At 69.3% G+C, this 21,549-nt stretch carries 18 protein-coding genes, 1 tRNA gene and 1 pseudogene; 4 read left to right on the forward strand and 16 right to left on the reverse strand.

Annotation, left to right across the window (positions count from 1 at the left end):
* Positions 1–360: 360 nt before the first annotated feature.
* The 3 genes and pseudogenes from FB563_RS44085 to FB563_RS20260 form a co-directional block, all read left to right on the forward strand.
* Positions 361–636 carry a hypothetical protein gene (locus FB563_RS44085; protein WP_234357963.1) on the forward strand — a complete coding sequence of 92 codons (276 nt, stop codon included), beginning with the start codon at positions 361–363 and terminating at the stop codon, positions 634–636.
* On the forward strand, positions 633–857 hold the full coding sequence (locus FB563_RS20255; protein ID WP_055709185.1) for a hypothetical protein: 225 nt from the start codon (positions 633–635) through the stop codon (positions 855–857). Before FB563_RS44085 ends, FB563_RS20255 begins: the two co-directional genes overlap by 4 nt.
* A pseudogene (locus FB563_RS20260) lies at positions 854–1,380 on the forward strand (GntR family transcriptional regulator); the annotation flags it as partial. The gene FB563_RS20255 and the pseudogene FB563_RS20260, both read left to right, overlap by 4 nt.
* A 548-nt stretch (positions 1,381–1,928) precedes the next feature.
* On the opposite strand, the gene FB563_RS20265 reads toward FB563_RS20260, so the two are convergent.
* From FB563_RS20265 to FB563_RS20285, 4 genes are all read right to left on the reverse strand, one after another.
* Positions 1,929–2,657 (reverse strand): hypothetical protein, encoded by a 729-nt coding sequence (locus tag FB563_RS20265; RefSeq protein ID WP_055709186.1) that lies wholly within the window; start codon positions 2,655–2,657, stop codon positions 1,929–1,931.
* Between the two features lie 679 nt (positions 2,658–3,336).
* A complete protein-coding gene (locus tag FB563_RS44090; RefSeq protein WP_055709187.1) occupies positions 3,337–3,663 on the reverse strand; it encodes a hypothetical protein in 327 nt (108 codons plus the stop codon).
* Between the two features lie 719 nt (positions 3,664–4,382).
* Complete coding sequence (locus tag FB563_RS20275) at positions 4,383–5,732, reverse strand: alpha/beta hydrolase family protein (RefSeq protein ID WP_234357964.1); 1,350 nt, start codon at positions 5,730–5,732, stop codon at positions 4,383–4,385.
* A gap of 859 nt (positions 5,733–6,591) precedes the next feature.
* Positions 6,592–6,664: transfer RNA gene (locus tag FB563_RS20285), tRNA-Arg, on the reverse strand.
* Between the two features lie 209 nt (positions 6,665–6,873).
* On the opposite strand from FB563_RS20285, the gene FB563_RS20290 reads away from it, so the two are divergent.
* The gene (locus FB563_RS20290; RefSeq protein ID WP_055709189.1) at positions 6,874–7,764 is read left to right on the forward strand and encodes a DUF5655 domain-containing protein; all 891 of its coding nucleotides are present in this window, start codon (positions 6,874–6,876) and stop codon (positions 7,762–7,764) included.
* 324 nt (positions 7,765–8,088) lie between these two features.
* Here FB563_RS20290 and FB563_RS20295 read toward each other — a convergent pair whose 3' ends face one another.
* The 12 genes from FB563_RS20295 to FB563_RS20350 form a co-directional block, all read right to left on the reverse strand.
* Complete coding sequence (locus FB563_RS20295) at positions 8,089–8,322, reverse strand: hypothetical protein (RefSeq protein WP_055709190.1); 234 nt, start codon at positions 8,320–8,322, stop codon at positions 8,089–8,091.
* Positions 8,319–9,179, reverse strand: a complete 861-nt coding sequence (locus FB563_RS20300) for a nucleotidyltransferase domain-containing protein (RefSeq protein ID WP_055709191.1) — start codon at positions 9,177–9,179, stop codon at positions 8,319–8,321. Before FB563_RS20300 ends, FB563_RS20295 begins: the two co-directional genes overlap by 4 nt.
* Before the next feature lie 403 nt (positions 9,180–9,582).
* The gene (locus FB563_RS20305; RefSeq protein ID WP_055709192.1) at positions 9,583–10,437 is read right to left on the reverse strand and encodes a hypothetical protein; all 855 of its coding nucleotides are present in this window, start codon (positions 10,435–10,437) and stop codon (positions 9,583–9,585) included.
* Positions 10,437–11,984: an AAA family ATPase gene (locus tag FB563_RS20310; protein WP_055709193.1), complete on the reverse strand. Its 1,548-nt coding sequence runs from the start codon at positions 11,982–11,984 to the stop codon at positions 10,437–10,439. The genes FB563_RS20305 and FB563_RS20310 overlap by 1 nt, the downstream gene beginning before the upstream one ends.
* 319 nt (positions 11,985–12,303) lie before the next feature.
* Positions 12,304–13,677 carry an SPDY domain-containing protein gene (locus FB563_RS20315; RefSeq protein WP_055709194.1) on the reverse strand — a complete coding sequence of 458 codons (1,374 nt, stop codon included), beginning with the start codon at positions 13,675–13,677 and terminating at the stop codon, positions 12,304–12,306.
* 62 nt (positions 13,678–13,739) lie between these two features.
* The gene (locus tag FB563_RS20320; RefSeq protein ID WP_055709195.1) at positions 13,740–14,864 is read right to left on the reverse strand and encodes a DnaB-like helicase N-terminal domain-containing protein; all 1,125 of its coding nucleotides are present in this window, start codon (positions 14,862–14,864) and stop codon (positions 13,740–13,742) included.
* Positions 14,864–16,129 carry a DNA cytosine methyltransferase gene (locus FB563_RS20325; protein ID WP_079049026.1) on the reverse strand — a complete coding sequence of 422 codons (1,266 nt, stop codon included), beginning with the start codon at positions 16,127–16,129 and terminating at the stop codon, positions 14,864–14,866. Before FB563_RS20325 ends, FB563_RS20320 begins: the two co-directional genes overlap by 1 nt.
* Positions 16,126–17,001, reverse strand: coding sequence for an adenine nucleotide alpha hydrolase family protein (locus FB563_RS20330; protein ID WP_079049027.1), 876 nt, complete (start codon positions 16,999–17,001; stop codon positions 16,126–16,128). The genes FB563_RS20325 and FB563_RS20330 overlap by 4 nt, the downstream gene beginning before the upstream one ends.
* Before the next feature lie 107 nt (positions 17,002–17,108).
* Positions 17,109–17,642 carry a hypothetical protein gene (locus FB563_RS20335; protein WP_142218832.1) on the reverse strand — a complete coding sequence of 178 codons (534 nt, stop codon included), beginning with the start codon at positions 17,640–17,642 and terminating at the stop codon, positions 17,109–17,111.
* A 105-nt stretch (positions 17,643–17,747) separates the two neighbouring features.
* A complete protein-coding gene (locus FB563_RS20340) occupies positions 17,748–18,347 on the reverse strand; it encodes a hypothetical protein (protein WP_055710557.1) in 600 nt (199 codons plus the stop codon).
* A gap of 155 nt (positions 18,348–18,502) precedes the next feature.
* Complete coding sequence (locus FB563_RS20345; RefSeq protein ID WP_055710556.1) at positions 18,503–20,311, reverse strand: type IV secretory system conjugative DNA transfer family protein; 1,809 nt, start codon at positions 20,309–20,311, stop codon at positions 18,503–18,505.
* A gap of 36 nt (positions 20,312–20,347) precedes the next feature.
* A complete protein-coding gene (locus FB563_RS20350; protein ID WP_234358002.1) occupies positions 20,348–21,103 on the reverse strand; it encodes an SPDY domain-containing protein in 756 nt (251 codons plus the stop codon).
* Positions 21,104–21,549: the final 446 nt, after the last annotated feature.

Below are 21,549 nucleotides of genomic sequence, written 5' to 3' on the forward strand. Positions count from 1 at the left end.
CTGCCCGGGAACCCTGTACGTCGAGTTGGTGACCCGTGTCCCGGGCGTGCCGCTGCGAGCCGACGAAGGGCCACTGCGCGACGGTATTCGTCCCCTGCTCGCTTCCACGAACGCGCGGCATTCTCACCGAGTACGCCGAAGTTGGTCGAGAGGAACTCCCTTCCCATCTCGATTTGGAAGGCACCCGGAGAAGGTCGGCCAGCTCCTGCGGGCCATCGACACGCGCCTCGACGGCAAGCAAGCGGCGGCCTGGTCCCGGAAGCGCAACCACCGGATCCTCAACGTCGCCATGAAGTACGCGATGCGCCGGCGCACTGCGGCCCACGCCCCGAGGAAGCCGTAGCCCTGCGGGTGGAGGACGTGACCCTGCCCGAGCCCGACGCCGACGGCCAGTGGTGCGAGCTGCCGGGCCATCCGGCCCTGACGCGCATCCTCCGGCAGCACATCGAGGACGAACAGCTCCAGCCAGGTGATCTGCTGTTACAAGGCGAGTCGGGCGGCATCCTCGCCGGATCCGTCATCCGTCGGACGTGGCGCTGCGCCCGTAAGACCGACCTACCAGTCGTCTACGAGACGTGCGCCTGCCTCTGCCACTCGGCGTCCGACCGGTCCACGCTCGTGGAGGCGCAGCGGTGAGCGGCTGGACACCCGGCGCTGCGCTGGTATCCACCATCGAGGTCACCGCGACCACCGTGCAGCGTGGCGACGTCATCCAACTCGGTGGCCAGGCCTGCCGGGTGGCAGACCTCTTCCAACTCCGTCAAGGCGCCAAGCAACTCCTCTTCGAGTCGGGTGAGCTGCTGACCATACACACGCGATCCCGGCTCACCGCCGTTCGCGTGCTGAGAAGGCGGTGACCCGGACCGCGCCATCACGCCACCACGACATCGCCGAAGATCTCCGGCGCCAGATCACAACCGGCCGCATCAAACCCGGCGAACGCCTGCCGTCCGAGGCCGGCCTCGCCGACCGATACAAGGTCAGCACGGTGACACTGCGCAGCGCCCTCACAGTCCTCCAGGGCGAAGGCCTGGTCGAGAAGATCCACGGCAAGGGCAACTTCGTTCGTCGCCCACCCCGCAAGATCGTGTACGTCGGCGGATGGGGGACGCTCGACCCGTGGACCGCCGCTGACGCGGCCCTGCGTGTCACCGTTCACACCAACCTTGTCCAGGCAAACGGGCATCTGACGACCTTGCTGAAGGTGCCGACGGGCAGCCCTCTTGCCGAGTTCTCCTGCGTCAGCCACGAGGGGGAGTCACCGCACCGGACTGGCCCGCATCTATATCCCGCGCGACGTGGCGCCGACCGGTGTGCTGGACGACGACTCCTGGTGGCGGGAGACGGCCACGCGATTCGCCGTCCTGGGCTCGCCGCCGGGGAAGACCTCTTCGTCCCGAACTATCGGCCGGACGGCCGTTGTGGTCCAGGACGCTGGTCATGGGGACTTCGAAGGTCTATGTCGGTCGGCTGCGGTCGCGGTGGTTGCTGTACTCCGCTGCTGTACCGCAACGGGCGGCCAGCAGGGTTGACCTCGCTGATGACAGTGAGCGTCAGTCCGGTGCTTCGCGGCGGCGTCGATCTCGGCGATCAGGGCCTCGATGCCATCGGCAGGGAACAGGAAGCAGCTGTCCTGCTCGCTGCCGTGGGCGCCTCCCGACGGTCGGCCCCGCTCGTCCCCTGCGCGCCGCGGGCTGCTCGGCCGAGGCAGAAACCGTCGCGTCGTAGCTCCATCTCAGCAACGACTCCAAGGAGCTTGGGGACGTCATTGCGCAGGCCATTGCGTCCGGTAAGGGCCTCTGCGGCCAGAGGGGCGGGAATGAACAGGATCCCGGCCCGATTCCTGTATTGTGCGCCTGGCCGGAGAGCGCCGGCCCAATTCCGGTGAGCCGGCGTTCTCCAGCGTGCGCATCAGGTGGCTGCTGGCCTCAGTCCTCGCCGAATCCGCCACCCTCGCCGAATCCGCCACCCCCGCCGAATCCGCCACCCTCGCCGAATGCGCCGCCCTCGCCAATCCCGTGGCGGCAGATGACGCGGAAGCTGGCGACGACTCCGTTCTTGACCTTCACGCCGCCCTCCATCTCCTCGTTGTGCTCACCATTCTCGTTGTGCTCACCCTTCTCGTGGTGCTCGCCGTTCTCGTGGTGCTCGCCGTTCTCGTGGTGCTCTCGCTCCTCGCAGTTCCCGTTCTCGTGCTCGTGCTCGTCATCGTCCTTGAACCTCGGGCAGACGCCGTTGGCGGAGCTGAAGGGGCCGACGGTGGCGACGGGGGCGCCATTGTCGCAGACGGCCCCGCGGAAGACCTCGACCACGTTGCGGCTGTCGTTGCGGATGTTGAGGGTCTTGGCACCCAGGCCGCTGACGACGGTGATGCAGCCGTCGGGGCGGCCGGAGAATTCGCGCTCGTTGAAGAAGACCCTGCCCTCGAAATGGCGGCGGGGCCCCCCTCCTTCTCTCCCTTCGTTGCCCTTGCCCTCGTTGCCCTTGCCCTCGTTGGTGTTGGGAGTGCTGGGACCGCCGGACGGTGCTGCCGTGACCGCCGGGGCGGCCTGGGGAACCGGCGCCGAGGCGGCCGAGGCGTAGGTGATACCAGTCGCGGTCATGGCCGCGGCGGCCGCGACGGCCGTGGCGATCTTGCGGGAACGGATCGTGAACATATCGCTTGCTCTCCTCTGAGACTGGGACAGGAGCGCCCGCTGTGGCAGCCGGTGCGTGATTGAACGTACTAACACCCCTTATCGCTGTCATATCGAGCAAATCGGGATCCCGGCTTTGTGGGGCTGAATCGGGTACGCGGAGACCCTCGAGGTCACTCAGGGACAGAGTTGGTGGGCCATCAAGTGCGCTGTAAACGCAAGCAGTTGGACAGCAATTAGTTCTTGCGGGTGATCTTCTAACGTCTAGTCACCCGCGATGCTGGTGGGGTGCCGGGAATTGTCGGCGAGTCGCTGCTTGACATACGGCCTGTCGCACGTTCAAAGGAAGCCACGTGAACGGGGGCTGTCCGACGAACGTAGCCGCACGCAGCAGGATTCACCCAGGCCGGACGGTGACCAATGCCAGCGGGTGCGGTCTACCCGCCGCGTCCAGAGAATCAAAGGGCGTGACGAGACCTGTCTTCTTGCCCTGGGTCTTGCCGGGGATCTTGGGGAGCTGGGTTTTTGCTGGTCGGGGGTGGTGGGCTCGTGCGCCTAGTGGTCGTCGTTGGTCGTCATTGGCCGCTGTTGAGCAGCCTCGGACGGCCCAGGGACGGCCCGGCGTGGCAGGTCCGGGACGTGCGCAATCCCCAGGTGGGTTGCCGCCGAGCCGGTCTACTTTCAGCTAGAAACCGGTCGGCTATCTCTCGTGCTCGGGAAGGATGAGACCGGTCAGCTTGTACCGACCCGAGACCTCGTCCGCTTGCTGCTGGATACGGTTGCGCAGCTGTGCCAGGGCCTCATTGAACCGTCTGTCGGAGCCTGGTCCGAAGCGCTCCCCGCTGGGTCCGCCGGCCTCGATGAAGTCCGTGAAGCCCTCACGCATGGCACGAAGCCACATGCGCAGGTCGCCCCCTGGCTTCTCCAACTGGCCAAGTTGCTCGGAGAGCTGCGCCCTGCACTCGGCGGCCGACGCAAGGCATGCCGCCGCCTCGATCTGCGGGCGTGCGCGGCCGATCGTCAGCACACGCTTGTCGCAAGGAAATCCAAGACCTTCTGCGCGATACCGGGGCGGAGGTGAAGCTGCCCCGCGAGTCACCGTTCGCACCACTCGACCCAGGTAAACGGGCGGCCGACGGCTTTGCTGAAGGTGCCGACAGGCAGTCCTCTCGCCGCGTTCCTCTGCATCAGCCATGAGGGACAGTCGCCGCGCGGACTGGCGCACCGCCGACAGCTGTCCGGGAGACGGTATGTGCCCGCCCACCGACACCGGACGAAGCATCGGCCCCCAGGATCCGTTCTGACGGGGCAGTCTTTGCGATCGCACGCGTCGCGACGGACTCCACCGGGTGAGTTGTCGAGGCCGCCCTTCCGGCCTTTCCAGGCGATCGCAGCGACGCTGTCCTCACCACCCACCAAGCGCGGTCACCACCTGGCGGTGAGCGGTCCTCATCGCTTCTGAAGGGGGCGGCTGCGTTTGGCGGTTACGGCCTGCTCAGTGCGGCCGGAGACCGTGGGCTTCGGCCGTTGTCGGTCGGCGTCGGGTGACCTGGGACCGCTCAGGACGCCGCCACTGGCGCGCCAGGGAGGTGCCACCTGCCGCAGGCGGCAACGACGCCCAGTGCGAGCGGGGCCCCTGGTGATCGCCGGCGCATGCGGGGCGGCCCCTCCCGACACGCCGAAGGGCGGATCCGCGAACGGGACCCGCCCTTCGGACGACCGGTCAGCTGTACGGTCGACAGCCGGTCAGCGGACGAACGAGATCTCTGGATAGCTCTTGGACGGTCCGTCCAGCAGGGTGCTGTGCTTGCCGCGCAGCTCCTGGTCGAAGAAAGCGGCGAGGTAGGCGGACTGGACCTTGACCGCTCGGTCGGGATCGATCGTGCCGAACTGCTGCTGCAGCTGGGCCTGGGAGAGCCCGAGCAGGCCCGCCTCCTGCGGCACCATCCACTCGTTGTCGCTGAACGACAGGTGCGCCGCGCCGTGGAGCTGGATGTCGACCCGATACCCCTTCAGATGCGACCACAGCGTGCGCCACGACCCGTCGTTGTTGCGGTTGTGGGTGCCGGAGCTGAAGAGCATGAAGGGGCGGTCCAGGTCCTTGCTCGGCGCCGTCCCGAAGAACTGGCCGTCCAGGTCGGCGCCGGCGGCGATGCGGTGGTCGAGCTGCATGGACGTGTCGACCGCGGCGCCGCCCAGCGACCAGCCGAACATCCCGATGCGGGACATGTCCACGGCCGTCGACAGCCCGGTGGGGAGCGTGGGGTGGCCGGGGTCCGGGTTGCCGCCCTTGCTGATCGTGCCGAGCTGGTTGATGACGAACCGGATGTCGGCCGCGCGTACCTTGAGCGTGTCGGAGGAGTGGGCGCCCGCCGGCATCGTGTTGACCTCGAGCCGGTTGCCGGGGAACTGCACCTCGTTGGCGTCGTGGGTGTGGTCGACGGTGACGACGAGGTAGCCGCGGCTGGCGAGATCCTGGGCGAGCGCGGTGCCCATCGCGCGGTCCGAGTGCAGCCCGGTCGAGTACAGCAGGACGGGCAGCTTGCCGAGCTTGGTGTTCACCGGGGCGAGGACATGGCCCGCGGTCCTCGGCAGGGTCACCTGCTGCGGCGACAGTCCTCGTGTGGCGAGGAAGTGGGCGCCGGAGATCGACGGCATCCACGGCGCCTGGTAGTGCCCGGACGTGGCGGTGGCCGGATACCAGAGCGACACCATCACCTCGCGAGGCGTGTTGCCGGGGACGTACGGATCCGTACGGGACTTGTCGATGAGGTGCAGGCCGACCATGCCCACGCTGTACGGCCCGGTCGGCGCGGGCATGTTGAGCTGCAGACCGGATGTGTCCGTGCGGCCGGACGCGAGGGCATCGCGGTGGACGGCCTTGTGGTCCAGCGGCGCCTCGTCGTTCTCGGGCGCCCAGGGCGTCTTCGGGTCGGTCTGGTCGGGCGAGAACCCGGTGGCCGCAGGCTTGTCGGACGTCTTCCCGGCGGCCATCGCCGGTGTCATCCCGGCACCGAGCGCCACGGCCAGCGCACCCGCCGTACCGACCGCTCTGGCGAGCCCTCTGCGACGGTGGCGCGGGCGGCGGTGTTTCATGGAACCCCCTTGTTGGTTCAGCGATCGCAGAACAGGCGATCGAAATGCCGCACACCGTACCGCTGCAGCGGCCGATGTGCTGCGCGGAGATCCATGCCGCCGGCAGCGCCTCCCAGCCGTTTTGCGAATGCGACTTCCCAAGCGCCCCAGCGGACAGTGGTGCACTGACACATACGCGTCCCGTCGAGTCTCTGCTCAGCGAGGAGCGGTTGCCCTCGCAGTGCCATAGAGCGCCCTCGACAGCCGACACCAGGACCACGAACGCCGTGGACAAGCGGGCCGTGCCCAATGCCGAGCAGCCGGCGGCAATCCTGGACTGGATACGGCGCCGTGCCGCGCGGTGGCAAGCGGCTCCACGCCTCCTTCGCCACGCGGTACTGCTGCGGCCCCCGCCCGGAGGAAACCGTAGCCATGCGCGTGGAGGACGCGGCCCCGCCCGAGCCCGACGCCGACGTCCAGTGGTGCGATGTGCTGATCCGCACGGCGACTCCAGCCAGGTGGTCTGCTGTTCCACGGCGATTCGGATGGCATCCTTGCCGGCTCCGTCATCCGTCGGGCGTGGCGCGGTGCACGTAACGAGTCGCCCACCGGGCGGCGGACGGGCAGCTGCCGTACCTCGGACGGCGACTGGAAGCTGCGGGAGACCTCCCTGAGGCGGAGGTGCCGGGCGTTGGCTGATCTTCCTCGGGTCGAGAACTTCGACACGTATTCGACACGGCCACCCGCGAAAACCCGGTGACAGCCGGACAGCCCCGGAGTCTGCCCTTGATCATCAAGAGGGCGTCCGGGGCTTCGTCGTGATCAGTGACACCCACCCTGACCAGCAAAAAGCCCTCCCAGACGGGAGGGCTGACACGTGCGCCCCCGGCAGGACTCGAACCTGCGGCCAAGCGCTTAGAAGGCACGTGCTCTATCCACTGAGCTACGGGGGCTGACCTGCGCAAACGCAGTCTTCCGGGCGCTCGTCCCAGGTACCTGTGGGACCTATGTGGGATCAGCAGATCCCTGGGATCCGTGGGACGCTGGCGCGCCCACGTGGCCCGGAGGTAGCTTCTCACACCATCTTCACAGGCCCGAAGCCTCTCGCGGAAACATTCCGGTACCGCCCGACGTTCCCGATCTTCGAACCGAGGAGGGGAAGGTGTCGGGCCTGAAGCTGTTCCACACGATAAACGGCGGCGTGGCCGAGGTCACGCCGCGTCTTGCTGAGGTCGAGGCGGATGTCCAGGACCTCATCGAGGCGCACATGGAGACGATGCTAGGGGTGCGGTTCCTGGCGAGCGAGTACGTCATCGACTGTGTTGACGGCGGGCGGATCGACTCGCTGGGCCTGGACGAGAACAACGCGCCCGTGGTCGTGGAGTACAAGCGTTCGACTGACGCGGGCGTGATCAACCAGGGCCTGTACTACATGTCGTGGCTCATGGCCCACAAGGACGCCTTCCGGAACCTGGTCCGCGACCGGCTCGGGGCCCCGGCCGCGTCCCAGATCCTGTGGAGCGCACCCCGGCTGATCTGCATCGCCGGCGACTTCACCCGCTACGACGCCCACGCCGTGCGCGAGCACCGGCGCAGCATCGACCTGGTCCGCTACCGCTTCTTCGGCAACGACCACATCGGGCTTGAGACCGTGGCCTCCGTCACCGGGCACTCGGCCACGACCAAGCGGGTCCGCCGGCGGGCGGCCGGGCTGCCGCCGGCCCGCTCGCAGGGCGGTGCCCTGGCGGAGCTTGCCGAGGCGGCCGACGAGGTGCTGCTCGGTCTCGGGGACGGCATCACCCGGGTCCAGCGCAAGCAGTACGCGGCGTACCAGCGGCTGCGGAACTTCGCGTGTGTCTGCCCGCCGCAGCAGACCAAGCTCCTCGTCTACCTCAAGGCCGACCCGAAGAAGGTCGACCTCATCCCCGGCTTCACCCGGGATGTGACGGGGCTTGGTCACCACGGCACGGGCGACCTGGAGGTGCAGCTGCGTACGGAGCGGGACCTGGAGCGCGCCCAGGAGCTGTTCCGCCTCAGCTACGCCGCAGCGTAGATGGCGTGCCGGATTTGCAGGGCGCGGGTGAGGGTGTGCAGTTGTGGTCTGGGGCCGTACGGATGCCTTTCGACGTGCCGGTCAGGTAATGGCGGTGGACTAACAATCATCCGGAGGATCGAGCGTTTGGCCAACCGCCGAGCTGCGGCTATATTCCGGCCGCGTCTCCTGGGCAGTACCGCCGCGGTGGTCACGCCCCAGAGGCTGCGTTGCGCCCCTTTGCGGGTCAAGACTGGCCGGCCTATAGGCGGGGCCCGCCTTGCCCGCCTGGCTCTGGACGCCTTGGTGGTGGCGAGCACCGGGGTCGCGTGCAGTTCGGATGGTTCAGCGGCGGTGGTAGGGAAGGTCGTCCTGGCGCAGGGCGAGGTACGTCTCCGGGGTGGCGGCTTCGAGGAGCCCGCTGTCCGGGTCGAGGGTGAGCGGGGGCTCCTGGCCGCTGGGCAGGAGGTCGCTCCACTGGCGTGCGTCGCCTTGTTCGTAGGCGTGGCGTAGGAGCGGCTCCTCGCGCCTTGAGTTGAGTCGCCTCGCGTCAACCCGGCCTTCGGCCGGGGGCCTCACAGGATGGGCAGAGCGGCGGCGTCGCGCACTGTGATGTGGAGGGCGTGCAGCGGCTGGGTCCGGGTGGGGCGGACCACCTCCAAAGACTGCGCTCCGTCGCGGAGGCGGTAGGTAAGCTGGTTGAAGTCGTACCAGCCGAGGTTGATCCACAGTGCTCCTGCGCCGTAGTCGCGTCGGGTCGGGTCGAGGGCTCGGCCTTGGACCCAGACGGATTTCGCGGCGATGCTTGCTTCTTCGACGTAGTGCACGGCGGCGGCAGCGGCCCTGCGCAGCGGGCTGTCCGTCTTCCAGCGCCTGGCCAGGGCGGTTGCCGCGGCCGGGCTGGAGGGATCGCCGTCCGGCAGTTCGATGCGGTGGATCTCGATCGCGCCGGCGTCGAGCAGGTCGATGAGCCGGGCGCGTACGGGCAGGGGAATCCATCGGTCGAGCCCGTCGAACTGCTCGATCATCGCGTCGCGCGGTGCCCGGCCGGCGTTGGGGTCGGCCTTGATGGCGTGCAGCCGGTCCAGGGCGGCGGCGGGTGTGTCACCGCGCTTCCACAACAGTTGCGGCTCGCTGCCCGGCGGGAGTTGGTCGTTCTGGTTGAACTGGAACTGGATTCCTCGCCTATTGCCCTTGAGTGCGCGCTTCATGTCCGCCATGGGGTCACGCCCGTACATCAGGGCGCTGACGACGTCTTCGGCGAAGTCGGTGTCGGTGCGGTGCACCACGGACACGTCCAGGTCGCCTGGCTCCAGCGCACCCCGGGCATAGGAGCCGAAGACGTAGACCTCGTCCACGAGATCCAGAGGGCGCCGACCCTGTTCCAGGTTGCCGAGCATCTCCTGGAGCAGCTCGGTGGCGCGCTGACGTTTCACCTGAACTCCTTGCTGTTCTTCGGCCCCGCCCTGGAACTGTAGGGGCTGGCGTGCTCCGGGTAACAGCTCCCATAGGCGAGCACGAGAAGCGGCAGCCTGCCCGGAGGGGGTCAGACGGGCGGCCGTCCCCGCACCGGGTCGACGGGCAGGTGCCTTTCGGCGAGGGCCTTGGTCACGGTCTTGTGCCGTCGCCTTCGGCATGGACGTGGCTCCGGCGCGGGTGGAGGCGCTGTGGTTGAAGGCGAAACGCCTGGTCGCACGGGGCTGGCTGGCCGAGCCGGCAGCGGGCCGGTTCACGCCTGCCCGCGGTGTGGCCTCGCCAGGCGGTGGGTCATAAGCCCGATCATCGACCAGTCGGAGTAACGCTCAGCTCCGGTTCGCTGCTGCGCTACGGCGGGATGGCCTAGAGGTGCGGTGGTGCGGCTTCCTTCCAGCCACCGTTGATGTACCAGGTTTCGGCGGCCAGTGCTCGGTACAGGGCGCTCTCCCAGCTGTTCGGGTTCGTCTTCGTCCAGCCCTCGGCGCTTCTGGCGAGGTGATCCGCGATGCCGTTGCGGGGTCGGCCGGTGAACATGTGGAAGAGGGTGGAGAGGTGGTTTGCGACCTGTAGGCGGTAGCGTCCGTCGAGGTCCAACACGCGCAGGTGGGTTTCGAGCCGGGCGACGAGCGTCGGGTCCCAGTCGACAGGTGCGCTGACGTAGAACCGTGCTGTCATCGGCTTCGAGCCGGTCTTCTTGACGAGGCGGGCGGCCAGCCAAGGAACATGGAAGAGATCGTCGTAGTAGGGGTGGAGGGTCTGGTCTTCCGCGGTGGCAGGCGAGTGCTCGCCCTTGCCGGTGTTGCAGTCCCGGCAGGCGGGCACGAGATTGACCGGTACGACCGCTAGCAGCGGGTACTTGGCCTGGGGCAGCTGGTGGTCGATGGTCGATACCTTGCCGATCCCGCACAGTGGGCAGAGTTCTTTGGCGGCGTCCTTGATGGCGTCGTAGATGTCGCGGCCGGGAACATCCTCCTTGGCCATGCGGTCCTTGTAGACCTTGCGCAGCGCCTTGCGGTCCGCTTGGTCGGCGGGTTGGGCGGCCAGGTCTTTGAGGCTGTGCAGTGCCTGGTTCTTCGCCGCCGCCTCGTACTGGTCGCCGGCGCAGACGACCGGCTCTTCGAAGGTCTCCAAGCGCTTCTTGGCTGTCGGCCGGGCGTTGCTGATGCAGGTGAGGTACGTGGCGCGGGTGTCGAAGGCCGGCGGGTCCAGGTGGCGCATCAGTGCTCCTCCCCGATCTCGCCGTCCGGTTCGTCGCGCATGCTGATCAGGGCGCTCAGGACGAGCCGGGCCTCGCCGCCGAGTCGATGCCCGAAGCGGTCGAGCACGGCCTCGTAGGAGTAGTTCTCCTCGACCAGGCGGCGCAGCTCGCGCAGGAAGCCTGCCTCGGCGACCTCCAGGCCGAAGACCTCGTGAGTGAGCAGGCCGACGTTTTCGCCGTAGGTCTCGATCCGGGGACGGTCGGCACCGAGGTGCTGGCCGTAGCGGTGGAGCTTCCACACGCAGTGGGCGGGGATCTCCTGTAGCACGACGGGAGCGTGCGTGGCGACGATCGCCAGCCCGTTGCGGTCGGATAGCAGATCGGACAGGGCGCGCATGAAGGCGGCCAGCAACGGTGGGTGCAGGTGGGCCTCGGGCTCGTCGATGATCACCAGGGTGCGTTCGTCGACATGCTCGACCAGCCGGGTCATGGTCAGCAGCACGATCTTGTGGCCGGAGCTGAGGCCGCGAAACAGCATCCGCGCCTTCTTCCCGCGGACGACCGGGCTGGCCGTGTGCTCGAAGTCCTCCAGCCATCCCTCTTCCAGGAAGCCGCTGCCGGCGTAGTCAAGGGTGCGCAGCGCGCGGATCCAGCGTTCTGCACGTTCGCGGGTCAGACACGCCTCGATGCTCTCGCGGAAGTCCCGGCGCAGCGCGTAGGGCGTCTTGAACTTCGGCGAGCGTGCGCCGGGCACGCGCAGGCCCACGTAGGAGGCGGTGAACATCTCGTCGCCCTCGACGAGGGGGAACTCGTCGAAGGCACTGAAGGAGACGGCGACGAGGTTGCCGAACGAGCGCCCTTCACGTCCGAACTCGATCACCTGGCCGAGCCGGGCGGGCTGGGGCTCGGCGGCGGCGACCGCCCGGGCGAGGTGGGAAAGGAGGTACGACTTCCCGACGCCGTTGCGACCGGTGAGAGCGTGGACGTTGCTGGGAGGCTGGGAGTCGGGCACGACGCGGAACCGCAGGCGCGGGGGTTCGATGCCGCGGGGGGCAGGGGGCTCGTAGGTGATGTCGAACAAGTCTCTGCGCGCGCCACCGCGGGCGATGCGACGCAACTGCCCTCGGACGGTGGCCAGTTTTACGAACCGGACCAAGGACCTCCGCGTCACGTCGTGCTGCATGGCGGTGTGGAAGCTGTCCTCGCTGTACGCCATGTCGTGCAGGGCTTCCAGCACCTCTTCGCGGTGCCCGCCGGGTATCTGCCGGAGCCGCTCGTAGTAACCGTCATCCTGCCCGAGGGAGAAGAAGCGGCGGTCCAGCTGGCTGAACCGCGCCGGCAGGGGCACGACGCACACGTCGTCCCCGTCCATCGAGATGTGACCGTCCATCGAGATGTGGCCGATCTTCACGGTGCCGATCTCCCAGGGACGGCCGTCAACGAGAAGGATGAGTCTGAACGTGGTGCGGTATCCGGAGTCATCCCAGGGGTCGCGCACCAGCAGGGCGTCGGCGTTCTCCACTCGGTCTGTGAAGAAGTGGGCGTCATCGACCACTGCGAACTCCACGTTGCTGTCTCCCGCCCTTGCCACCTGTTCCTTCGACCAGCTGATCCTAGGAGGGCCACGGGTTGACTGTTCGGGCAGGGAGTGCGGGCATGCGGCGATACGCATGCCGTCGGCTGCGCTGGCGCGCCCCGCACGGGCGCCGTGCCCATGCAACTTACGGTCCACACCACCTTGTCGCCAACGGGGATGCGTACGTCCCGCACTGCGGGGTTGCCTGAGACTCGCACCGCGTGAAGGGCCTGCTCCAACGTGGCGGAGGGCAGGACACTGCGGGTGAGCGGTTCGCCAGTCGTGGCCTCGCGCCTCGGACGCGAACCGGTCAGCGGGTGCGGCTGGTCTGCGGTGAGGCCGGTGCGGGGGGGACGGTGGTGGGCGTGGTGGTGAGCTTGGCGGTGTGTTTCGGTTTCGTGGGGCTGTGCCGTCGGGTGCCGGTGCCGTGGGCGAGGTCCTCGGTGAGGTGGGCCAGCAGCGTGGCGGAGGTGTAGGGGGAGGCGTTAATCTCCCAGGTGGGGCGGTCGATGGTGGGGCCGGCCCACAGGGTCCAGGTGGCGAGGGTGCTGTGGGGATGTTGGGCGGCGAAGGCGTCGAACTGGACGCCGGCGTCACCTTGGGGTGTTTCCCAGCGAATCCAGCGTCCGTTCACGGTGTGCTTCCAGCCGGCGTCGGTCAGCGCGCGGGTTGCTGCGGCAACCGTCGTCTCGGTGACGGGGCTGCCGATGGCGGTGTCCCAGGCGTCACCCTCGGCGAGACGCGTCAGCAGGGTCTCGAGGACGGGGGCCGGCGTGGCGCCGGTTGCCGTAAGGTGCCACATCCGGTCGGAGACGGGACTCTCGTAGGCGGCGATGGTCCATGCCCTCTCGCGGGGATCGGCTTCGTGGACGCGTTCGATGCGCAGGGTCTGTGATTCGTGGATGGCGTGGGTGGTGTCGTCGCCGAAGGTGCGCCACTTCTCCCAGTCGTCGTGCACGGCCAGGAACTGATGGAGGATGGCGTCGTGGTCGCCGGGATCCGCGGCGTAGGAGGGAACCGTCTCCGACCGCTGGACGGGCGGCTCTGGCTCGGCTGCGGCCGGCGCACGCAGGGCGGTGAGGGCTTCGGCCGTCTGGCGTTCGGTGTCGGTCGTGGGCGCGGGGCCGGGTCGCAGGGTGTCGCCGTGGAGGCGTTCGAAGGCGGCGATGGCCTGGGCGGGCGAGCCGTAGACGTCGGCGACCTGCCGCAGGTGATTCTCGCCGTGGAGGTACACGCTCTTGCTGCCGTCGCGGTAGGTGCCGACGGCGACGGTGGTGCCGCTGTCGTCGGCGTGGGCGTGGATGACGAGGCGGCCGTGGCGGATGTCGTCGTAGATCTTCTGGGCTTCGTTGGAGACCTCTCGCATCTCCTCGCGGGTGAGCCAGGGCAGCGGGTAGTTGGCCCATGTCCATTCCGCGGCGATGGCTTCACGCAACTGGGGTGTGATCTCCGTGGTGATGCCCTCGGCGGCCAGTGCCTGGGCGGCCTTTTCCGCCCAGTACGGCTCCTCGTGGTCGATGCGGGCGAGGACCAGGGTGCGGTCGTCGACAGGTTCGAATCCGCGGGCGGCCAGGAGAGCGTGGGCCGTGCGGTGCCGGGTGCCGGTGAGGGTCGCGGCCACCGCACTGGAGTGGCTGGGGTGGGTGTCGAGGCGCACGTGTGCGTCGATGGCGGGGTCCGTCAAGGAGTGTTCCTCGTGTCGGCCTGTGGCCGGACCATAGGGGCCCGACCACAGGCGGTTCGGTGTCAGCGGGAGACGCGTGCAGCGGACGGGGCCGCTGTCCGGGGAGGGCCCGCCCGCGGGGGCGTCGCCGCGGCCCCGGTCTGGCGGGGCTTGGCGGCCGGTGCCGGGGCGGTGGCGTGAGTCCAGCGGGTGCGCAAGGCGGTGAGGTCGGCCAGGGCGCGGCGGCTGCCGGTGATCAGCTGGTGGGGGGTGTTGGCGGGGTCCTCGGTGTAGGCGGTGATCCGCGCGGCGACGGTGCGGGCGCGGGCGAGCAGGGCTCGTTGCAGGACCTTCTCGCCCCAGTACTCGGGTGAGCCGACGGGCGTGGAGACGAGGGTCATCAGGTCGTCGGGGGTGATGCCGTCGGCGAGGAGGCCGCGGTGCTGGGCCTCCCACAGCACGGTGATCGGATCGACAGGGTCACCACGGTGGACCAGTGAGGTCAGGCACTGCCACAGGGCGCCGTGCAGCGGCAGCGCGAAGTCCTCGGCTTGCAGCCACCGCATGGTCTTCAGTTCTGCTGGGTGCGCGGTGGCGGTCGCGAGGAGGAGCCGTTCCTCGTCCACGGCTTCCTCGCCGCTGTCCCGCGGCGGTGCTGCCGGCAGCGGGGTGCGTGGAAGCGAGCCGGGGTGCGGGGCGAACTGCCCGGAGAGATCCTCCAAAAGCCGTCCGAGCACATCGGCCTGAGCCAGCGTGGCGGCGGCCGGGTCCGGCAGGGTGGCATCGGTCGCGGTCCAGGCCAGGCGTTCGGCGTGCATGCGCAGCATCCGGCGGGCGTGATCGGCCCGGATCATCCGTGCGTACGCCGGTGCGTGCTGGGGCCGGGGGCAGACCTGGATGAGGGTGTGGAGGTAGGAGGCGGTCAGACCGGGTGCTTCGGGGCGGGCGGCTTCCATGACGGTGTTCAGCCATGCCACCTCGGTGCGGTGGGCCTCGGGGTCGGGTGGCGGCACGCTGCGCATGGCCGAGAGGAGGGCGCCCTGGGTGTGGTTGCTGAAGTGGTCGGCTTGAAGGGGGCCGATGTCGGCGAGCCGGTGGGGTTCGAGCAGGAGGGCGCCGAGCAGGGACTGCTCGGCGTAGTGCACGGCCGGGTTCGGCGGCAGGTCGTCGAAGTCGTCGTCCTCGTACGGGTCGGTGGGGCGGGGCATCAAGCGGCCAGGGTGAAGTCGTCGGGGGTGAGGGTCTTGCCCAGGTGCGGGGCGAGCAGGTGGGCGGCGAGCCGGGGCGGGACGGCGTTGCCGATCTGGCTGAAGACTTGGCCCTTGTTGCCCTGCCAGGGGTAGTCGGCGGGGAAGGTCTGCAGGATGCCGGCTTCCTGGGCGGTGATCCGGATGGACTCCGGAACCGGACGCTCCTCGCCCTCACCACCGGATGCCGGTTCGGCGACCCACACGCATTCGTTGGCCCGGTGCCCGAAGAACAAGGTGCCGGCGGGCTCGTCTACGCCGCGCACCGTCGCGTTCGCCTGATTGTTGCTGCGCAACGACCACGACCAGCCGTGCGTCCCGGCGCCGAACGCCGGGGCCGACGCATCGGCGAGCCGGTTCTCCCGGATCCCTTCATCGTCAGCCCAACCCGCAATCTCAGCAGGCGACTTCAGCACCATCGGTACGGTGTGCGGTTTCCAAGTACCGCGGTCGCGAGCGCTGGCGAGGGACTTGCGTGACCCCGAGGGGAAGGGCTCGGGACCGCCGCCGGGCCCGCCGCCGGCGCACACGGTGGGCACGGGACGGTCGGTAGCGCCCCAGCCGAGGGCCTCAGCCATGGATACCCACCGAGAGCGGCCCGGCCCGAACAGCGTTTCCGGTTCGGCGACGTCCGCATGCGTGGGCGGCGGAGGCGCGGCGGTGCGCGTACGGGAGGCCAGCAGGATCGCCCGCCGCCTCGTCTGTGGCACGCCGTAGTCGGCGGCATTCAAGATCCCGGTCCACACCGAGAAGCCCCAGCCCCGCAGCACGGCTGCGTACTGGCGCCACAGGGGCAACACGTCCGGGACTTCCTCCATCGCCACCCATTCCGGCTCGCCGACGCCGTGGAGGGCATGCAGGTAGCGCATCGGCTCGGCCGCGAGCAGGGAGCGCTCGTCGCGACACGAGGTCAGCAGCCTGGCGCGAGTGTCGCGGCCTTGGGCGAGGTCGGCGACGGCCTGGTGGACCAGCGGCTGGTCGATGAGCCCGAGGCGCTTGCCGGCCCGCGACCACGCCTGACAAGGTGGTGACGCAATTAGCCCCGAAGTCTTCCCCACAAAAGGCCAGACCGGATACAGGGCTACGTCGGTGCGGATCGTCAGCTGGCCTGCCGCGGCGCGGGTTTTGCAGGCCCACTCGTCCCATTCCAGGCCCACGTCCCGAAATCCCAGCATGGTCAGCGCCGAACTCCAGCCGCCTGGGCCGCTGAATAGGTCAATTATCACGAAGCCAGCCCGAAGTCATCCTTTGTGGGCATTACTTCGGAGCCGCGGCACGTCCATGGAGAGCATCCGTCGGTGACACCCTGCTCCAGCTCCTCGGTGTCCGGGGAGTCGGTGCTGAGTTCGTGCTGGAGGGCGGCCCATTCGGCGGCGGTGACGTGGTCGATCGGAGCCTGGTCGAGAGGGACGCGGGAGCGGTGCAGGAATGCCTCGCCCAGCAGCCGGTTGCCGGTCGCGTTGGCGCGGGCATTGCCCTTGCGGATCGCCGCGTCGAAAGCCACCACATCCGCCCACTCCGACGGAGAGTTGTCCCTGATGCTGCGCCACTGGGCGTTTCCGTGGAAAGGGCATCCGAGGCAGCTTGATTTCGGGGTGTCGGCCAGTCCCAGTGAGGTCAGGTAACGGACGCAGTCGGCTCGTGACCAGCCCAAATCGATCAGCGGGTGGCGGTTGCGCATGTACTTGACGTCGGCGTCCTTGGCCCGGTGGAATTCGTCGGTGGAGATGCCGACCCACTGCTCGACGAAAATCTCCTTCGGGATGCGGGCAGGATACGGGTAGCCCAGGAGTTCACGGACCTTCTTTTTGATTGGCTTGATTTTATATTCGCCTGTGCATTGCCGTCGGGTCATCCCTGGCTTGCCATCCTGGTTGAGGATGTAGAGCGGCATGGAAGCGAATCTGTGATCTGGGTCGAGTGCGTCGTCGCGAATGTTTCCGGAAGTGACGCGCAAGATGGGGATGCCTGCCGGTTCGGCTATCTCCTTTTCCAGGCGTTCGAGGTGGTCATAAACGACCCTGGGTTCCCAGCCTGTGTCGGCGAAAATGGCGTAGTCGACTTTCGGGAGTATGCCCTCGGCGGACAGGGCAAGCATCGCGCTAGATTGGACGCCGGCGCCTAGAGAAATTGATTTGAATGCGGGGGTTGCGGAAATCGTGGGTCCTTGCGTGAACGAGGGTGCAGACCGGCGCGGGGTGGAGGTCAGCGCCGGGCGGGGGCGGTGGCCGGCGCGGCGGGCGGCGCCGGGGGTAGTGCCGGTGGGGAAGCCGGGCGGCCGGCGAAGGCGGGGCTCGCCTGGTCCAGACCGTCGGCGAGCTGCTGGGCGGCGGTCTTGGCTGACTTCAGCCAGTCGAAGACATCGGCGGGGAGCTTCTGCCAGTGGGCGTGGTACTGGGCCCACTGGAGGATCTCGGCCGCGTTGCGCAGCTGCTCGGCGAGCTGGGCGAGAACGGCGGCCTGCTGGTCGCCGGTCTGTGCGGTGTGGGTGGACTGGAGGAGTTCGTCCAGCGCGGTCGGCAGTGGATCGGGGTCAGCGGGTAGGCCGTAGAGCCGGGCGTGCAGCGACTGCGCGAAGCTCGTGACGGGTCCTCCGCGGGAGCGGTGACCGAACTCGGCTGCGGCTTGGGGGCGGACCCTGAAGCTGACGATCACGTCGCGAGGTGGGCAGTTGGGATGGATTTGGTCGGCGAGGGCGCGGGCGAGGTCGTGTGCTGTCGGAGTGTCGGAAGAGGTCATGGCTCCAGGAAGGGAAGCGTCAGCGCGGGGCGGTGGCGCGGATGTTGTCGCCGGTGGTGCGGGCGGGCGCGTGGGGGCGAGGGCTTGGGCGGGCCCGCCGGGTGGTCAGAGGGTGTGCCGGTGCCGCTGAGGTGCGGGCGGCGGTGTCGGCGTGGTGGCCTGGGTGCGGCCCCGCGTGGTGGTGATGGCTTCGGGCGTGGGCAGGCCGAGTCGGATTTCGCTGGGGAGGCCGAGGGACCACAGGTGTGTCTCAGCGCGGGCGACGATGCCGACGCTTTCGCGTTCGCCGAGTTCGTAAGGGAGGGTGTAGCCCGCGGCGGTCGGGGTGAACCCGTGCTGTTCGAGCACGCCGCGTGCGTCCTGGGTGTGGGCGGTCGCGGTGATGTGGCCGTCGGAGAGGTCGAAGTGGACGGTCGGCTTGGGCGCCGGGCCGGACTCGTGGTAGCGGGTGGTCCAGCTGAGGTCGACGAAGTCCATGGTGTGGGCAAGTAGTTGGTGAAGGGCCTCGCCGGTCCGGTTGTGCGCCTCTTCGCGGGACGTGCTGGGCGGGAGGAGGTACAGGGTGCGGCCCTGATGCTCACGGGCGGTGAAGCCGCTGGTGGTCAGGATGCGGTGGGCCGATCGGATCGGCTGGTTGACGACGACGAAGGTGTGTCCGTCGTCGGTGGAGCCGACGAAGACGGCGTGGTGATCGGTGAAGGCCATGGCGGTTTGAGGTCCGTGGGAAATTCGGCGGGGTGAGGGGGCCGGGCGTCGCAAGGGCGCCTGAGTGAGCCGTGCCGCATGCCGGCATGACGCGGTGCCGACGGGGGACGGCAGCCCTGGCGCCCTTGCGAAGCGCCGGGTGTGTGAGGTGGGGGTTACGCGGTGATGCCGAAGTCGTCCTGCTTCGGTGCGGGTGCGGCCTTGGCGACGGCCCGGGCGGTGATGGCCTTGGAGGCGCGGCCGGAGGCGGCGGACAGTTCGTCGGCGCCGGGTTCGAGGTACCAGGGGCGCAGGTCGAGCATGGCGGCGCGCATGCCGGTGGCGAAGCACAGCGCGGTGCCCTTGGGCAGGGCGCGGATGGCGTCGGCCGGCATGATCCGTTCCTGGCGCATGCTGACGCTGGTGGAGGTGCCGGAGTCCGAGGTGGAGGTGGACTTGGTCTCCACGTCGTGGTCACCGATCAGCCGGGAGAGCTTGTCGGCGAAGTCAGGGTCGTCGATGCCGGAGCCGATGACCTTGATGGTGGAGGCGGACCACATGGCGTCCATGCCAGCATCCCCCCAGACCTTCTGGCCCTGGCGGTAGGACTGCAGGATGGTGATCGGGATGATGCCGCGGGATCCGAGGTGGGAGTACAGGTCCGGCAGGTCCGAGATCTTGCACACGTTGGCGGCCTCGTCGAGGATCGCGAGCATCGGCGGGTCGAGACGTCCGCCGGCGCGTTCGGCCTGAGCGGTCGCGGCCCGCATCACCGAGTCCGCGCATGCCGCGATCAGCGCGCTCGCGCCACCACCGCCGTCCTTCGACAGCAGGTAGAGGGTGTCGCGGGACGTGACGAACTCGGACGGCCGGAACTCGGGCACGTCCTTCTGCGGGGTGACCCAGGCGGCGATCTCGGAGTTCAGGAGCGCGGCGGCGTACTGGCGGGCGGTCTCAAAGATGCCGTCGCGGGTCTCGGGCGGGCCTTCGACCGTGCCCTTGAGCTGTGCGGCGACGGCGGTGAACTGGTGGTCGCGCAGGATGTCCAGCGGCGTGCGGTCGGCGGGGAAGGCCAGCCACTGCATGACATCGGTGATCGGCCGTTCGTCCAGGGCCGCGGCCAGGAACAGTTGGGAGAGGATGTTGGATCCGGCCTTGGACCAGAAGTCTCCCTGCTGGGAGGCGTCGACGGAGGCGGCGAGGAAGTGCCCGGCGAGCCGGCCGGCGCCTTCGAGGGTCTTGGCGTCAGCAAGCGGGTTCCACCACATCTCCCGCTTCGCGTGGGCGATTTGCTGCGGGTCCATCGACCAGGTCCGGCCGACCTTGGCTCGCGCTTCGAGGGTGGCGGTGTAAGCGTCGCCGGCGGCCTTGTTGGAGGTCAGCAGGACCGGGCCGGGGGCACCCAGGATGGAGGGGATGGCCAGGCTGGTGGTCTTGCCGGAACGGGGCGCCATGATGGCGACCGCTACGTCCTCGTAGCCCATGCGGACTTCGCGGCGGGTGCCCTGGATGTTGCCGAGCAGGATGCCGGTGTCGGCCGCCTGGATGGTCTTGGCGTCCTTCAGGCTCGGGCGCAGGGAGCGGGCCTTGGCGGTGATGGCTTTGGCGAGCAGGGGCTCGATGTCCTTGGGCTTCGCCATCCCGGCGACCTTCTTCTTCCGCCCGCCGCTGCCGCCGTGGTGCTGTGACCAGAGCACGGCGCCGACGACGCCCAGGGCGATCAGGACCGCGCCGGGGACGATGCGTGCACCGACCAGCAGCGCCGTATCCCCCAGGTGGGGCCAGAGACGGTTGGGGTGGAGGAGGGCTTCGACGGGCTGGTACGGGGCCCAGGGGCCGGAGTCGGTGAGCCATGCGGTGGTGTTGCCGCCGAGCCAGGCGAGGTTGGCGAGCGGGACGGCGATGGCCATGGCGCCGAGCAGGACGCGGAAGGCTATGTCGTAGCCGTCGGTGCTGCTGCCGGAGGGGGCGGGGGTGTTGGGCAAGAGGGCGCTTCCAGGGGGTGGTCGGGAGGGCGACGGTCAGCGGGTGCGGCGGGGGGCCGGCACGCGCGGTGGCTTCGGGACGGGCGTGTTCGAGGCGGCGTCCGTTCGCCGGGCGGCCAGGGCCGCGATGCGCTGCTCCAGTGCGAAGGCGATGTCCCCGACCGGCAGCTGCACGGTGCGCGTGAGCGCGTGGTCGCGGGCGAGTGCGGGGACGCGGCCGGGAGAGCGGCGCACCGGTGTCGGGTCGGCGAGGGCCTGTGCGAAGGCGGCGACCAGGTGCTGCGGTGTGGTGTTGCTGAGGTAAGCCCGCCAGATGAGGCCGCCCTCGTCCTGGTCGAGGCGGGCGTCGGCGAACCACGGGCCGTCCTCGCCCACGTGCTCGAGGGCGGCGATACGGTCGGGCGAGGCCAGGCTCTCGCCGGCGGTGTGCCACCCCGCCCGCCGCAGCACGTCGTAGGGCTCGGGCCCGGAGGCCGGCGGTGTGGGGGCGGTCAGGGCGTCGGTGAGGGCGGCGATGATCTCGACCGGGGTGCGGGCGTCGAAGGTCGCCGACCAGGCCGGCTGGTCGCCGGAGCGGGCGTGGCGCACGGTCCACCACGGCTCGTCCGGGTCGGGATCGATGTGCAGGGTGGCCTGCTGGTCTGGGCTGGTGAGGATGACGCGGGGCATCAGCGGGTCGTGCCCGTAGCTCCAGCCGCAGGCGCGGTGCAGCGGGACGGTGACCCAGGCGGGGTCGCCGCCGCCGGCGAGGTAGCGGGGGGAGATGAGCGCCTGCTCGATGGTCTCGTGCACGCGCCTCACCTCCGTACCGGGCCGCTGCGGCCGGTCGAGCGGACGGAGGTCGCGGTCGGCGGTGGGGCCAGGGGCGAGGGGGCGTGCCGGGCGGCGGCGTTGATGTCGCCAAGGACGTGGCCGTGGGTGGCCCAGTCGTCGAGGTAGCTCCAGCACTCGGCGTGATGTTCGGCGAGGGCGTCGTCGAAGGCCGCAGTACCGGGCCGGGCGTGAAGCGGAAGGCTGTCGCGGGTCTGCTCCCACTGGTCGTGCAGCGCGTCGAGGTGGTCGAGGGCGGCGTGCAGGACGCCCAGCTGCCAGGCCCAGCGGTTCTGTACGGCGTGGGCGGGCAGGTGTGCGAGCTGCGTCTCGGCCGTGGCGAGCAGGTGACGGGCGCCGGGGCGGACGGTTTCGAACGCGGCGGCGGTGTCGGCGTCGCGCTGGCTGGCGCGCAGGCCGTAGGCGGT

This window comes from Streptomyces puniciscabiei (genome assembly GCF_006715785.1).
GTDB lineage: Bacteria > Actinomycetota > Actinomycetes > Streptomycetales > Streptomycetaceae > Streptomyces > Streptomyces puniciscabiei.